Here is a 2,738-nt window from a genome sequence, read left to right on the forward strand (position 1 = left end):
CGCCGAGCAGGACGTCCGGGCCGCGGAGCGCGAGCAGTGGGACGACGGCAGCAACTTCCTCGCCCTCGCCCCCGGCGTCGTCGTCGGCTACGAGCGCAACACCACCACCAACACCTACCTGCGCGGGCAGGGCATCGAGATCGTCACCATCGCCGGCTCCGAACTCGGCCGCGGCCGCGGCGGGCCGCGCTGCATGAGCTGCCCCACCGAGGAGACCCCGACATGACCGCCAACCTGCACGGCCGCCACTACCTGCGCGAACTCGACTTCACCGCCGCCGAGATCCACCACCTGCTCGACCTCGCCGCCGAACTGAAGGCCGCCCGGCGCTCCGGCACCGAGCAGCCCGAGCTCACCGGCCGCCGCCTCGCCCTGATCTTCGAGAAGAGCTCCACCCGCACCCGCTGCGCCTTCGAGGTGGCCGCCGCCGACCAGGGCGCCACCACCACCTACCTCGGCCCGGACAGCTCGCACCTCGGCCACAAGGAGTCCGTCGCCGACACCGCCCGAGTGCTGGGCCGGATGTACGACGGCATCGAGTACCGCGGGTTCGACCAGGACACCGTCACCGAACTCGCCCGCCACGCGGGCGTCCCGGTCTACAACGGCCTCACCGACACCTGCCACCCCACCCAGAGCCTGTGCGACGTGTTCACCATGCGTGAGCACAGCCGCAGGCCGCTGGAGGAGATCTCCTTCTGCTATCTGGGCGACGCCCGGAACAACACCGCCGGCTCGCTGATGGTCATGGGCAGCCTGCTCGGCATGGACGTGCGGATTGCCGCGCCCCGCGCGCTGTGGCCCGATCCGCTGCTGGTCTCCGAATGCCTGCTGCTCGGCCAGGAGACCGGTGCCCGGTTCACCCTCACCGAGCAGGTCGAGGAGGCGGTCGCCGGCGCGGACTACCTCTACACCGACGTCTGGGTCTCCATGGGCGAGAGCCCGGAGAAGTGGCAGGAGCGCATCGACCTGCTGCTGCCCTACCAGGTCAACGCCAAGGCCCTGGCGGCCACCGGCAACCCGGATGTGGCCTTCCTGCACTGCCTGCCCGCCCTGCACGACCGCCGAACCGACCTGGGCGCCGAGATCGCCCAGCAGTACGGCCTGGACGGGTTGGAGGTCACCGACGAGGTCTTCGAATCGCCGGCCGCGCTGGTCTTCGACCAGGCCGAGAACCGCATGCACACCATCAAGGCGATCCTCGTCGCCACCCTCGGGAGGGACTGACCATGCGCATCGTCGCCGCCCTCGGTGGGAACGCCCTGCTCCAGCGAGGCGAACACCCCGACGCCGCTGTCCAGTTGCACCACGTCCACCAGGCCGCCGCCTCGCTCGCCGAACTCGTCCTCGCCGGGCACGAGCTGGTGATCACCCACGGCAACGGCCCGCAGATCGGCCTGCTCGCCTCGGAGAGCGAGTGCGATCCGGCCCTGACCGCGCCCTATCCGCTGGACGTACTCGGTGCCCAGACCCAGGGCATGGTCGGCACCCTGCTTACTCGCGAGCTGCTGAACCGCCTGCCCGGGCGGGCGGTGACCGCGCTGGTCACCCACACCGAAGTCGACCCACACGATGCGGCGTTCAAGCATCCGACCAAGTTCATCGGCCAGCAGCTCACCGCCGAGCAGGCCCGGCGGATGGAGCGCGAACGCGGCTGGACCACCGCGCAGGACGGCGCCCACCACCGCCGCGTCGTCCCGTCGCCCCGGCCGCGCGAGGTGCTCGAAGCGCCCGCCGTTCGCGTCCTCCTGGCCGGTGGAGCGGTGGTGATCTGCGCGGGCGGGGGAGGCGTACCCGTCACCCGCAACCCCGACACCGGTCGGCTGACCGGTGTGGAAGCGGTCGTCGACAAGGACCTCACCGCCGCCCTTCTGGCCGAACAGCTGGACGCCGACGCCCTGTTGATCCTCACCGACGTCACCCACGTGTTCACCCGGTTCGGCGCCGCCCACCCCGGTCCGCTGGCCGCCACGACTCCCGAGCACCTGCGGGCGCTGGACCTCCCGGAGGGCTCGATGCGGCCCAAGGCCGAGGCGGCCGCCTCGTTCGCCGAACGCACCGGCCATCTCGCCGCCATCGGCCCGCTGGACGACGCGCTCGGCACGATCCTCGGCACCACCGGCACCACGGTCCGCGCGGCCGTGGAGCGCGGAAAGCCGGGCCCTCAGGCCCTGCCTGCGGGACCTTCGGCCCTCGGCGCGCTGCCCGGGCACGCGACAGTCTGAAACCCGACCGGAAGAAGGACCTGATGAACCCACTGCAGACTCCTCCCGCAGTCCACATCCAGGTGGAGACCCGGGGCGAGGTGTCGCCGGCCGCGCCCGACTACGCGAAGGCGAAACTGGCGGCCGTGGTCGAGCGGCTGCACGAACCGGTGCTCGCCGCCCGGGTGAAGCTCACGCAGGAGGCCAACCACGCCGTCGTCAAGCCGTCCCTGGCCCAGGCCGTGGTGGACCTGGACGGAAGGCCCGTCCGGGCCCACGTGGCCGCCGCGACCATGCCCGAGGCCATCGACCTGCTCCAGGACCGGCTGACCGCCCGGCTCGCCCGGGTGCGCCAGCACCGGGACCTCCACCGCCGCGCGGCCACCCAGCCGACCGGGCCCGACGCCTGGAGCGACGCGGCGGGCCACGAGCACCGCCCGCACCGCCACGGCCGGTCTCCGGAGGAACGGCGGATCGTGCGGCACAAGTCCTACAGCCTCGCCCGCCAGACTCCCTGGGCCGCGGTGTTCGAGA

At 72.4% G+C, this 2,738-nt stretch carries 4 protein-coding genes; all 4 read left to right on the forward strand.

The window, feature by feature from the left end; all coding sequences use genetic code 11:
* On the forward strand, positions 1-226 hold a 226-nt coding region (locus IH61_RS0139695), incomplete at its 5' end, for an arginine deiminase family protein (RefSeq protein ID WP_031079280.1).
* Positions 223-1,227, forward strand: coding sequence for an ornithine carbamoyltransferase (gene argF, locus IH61_RS0139700; protein WP_031079281.1), 1,005 nt, complete (start codon positions 223-225; stop codon positions 1,225-1,227). The genes IH61_RS0139695 and argF, both read left to right, overlap by 4 nt.
* Before the next feature lie 2 nt (positions 1,228-1,229).
* On the forward strand, positions 1,230-2,225 hold the full coding sequence (locus IH61_RS0139705) for a carbamate kinase (RefSeq protein WP_063763360.1): 996 nt from the start codon (positions 1,230-1,232) through the stop codon (positions 2,223-2,225).
* Between the two features lie 23 nt (positions 2,226-2,248).
* The coding region (locus IH61_RS0139710) for an HPF/RaiA family ribosome-associated protein (RefSeq protein ID WP_031079283.1) at positions 2,249-2,738 on the forward strand (490 nt) is incomplete at its 3' end.

The organism is Streptomyces sp. NRRL WC-3742 (assembly GCF_000720635.1).
Taxonomy (GTDB): domain Bacteria; phylum Actinomycetota; class Actinomycetes; order Streptomycetales; family Streptomycetaceae; genus Kitasatospora.

What these genes read in the sequence shown, in the direction of transcription:
- argF (WP_031079281.1), top strand. Translation starts at nt 223, where the DNA reads ATGACCGCCAACCTGCACGGCCGCCACTACCTGCGCGAACTCGACTTC.
- IH61_RS0139705 (WP_063763360.1), top strand. Translation starts at nt 1,230, where the DNA reads ATGCGCATCGTCGCCGCCCTCGGTGGGAACGCCCTGCTCCAGCGAGGC.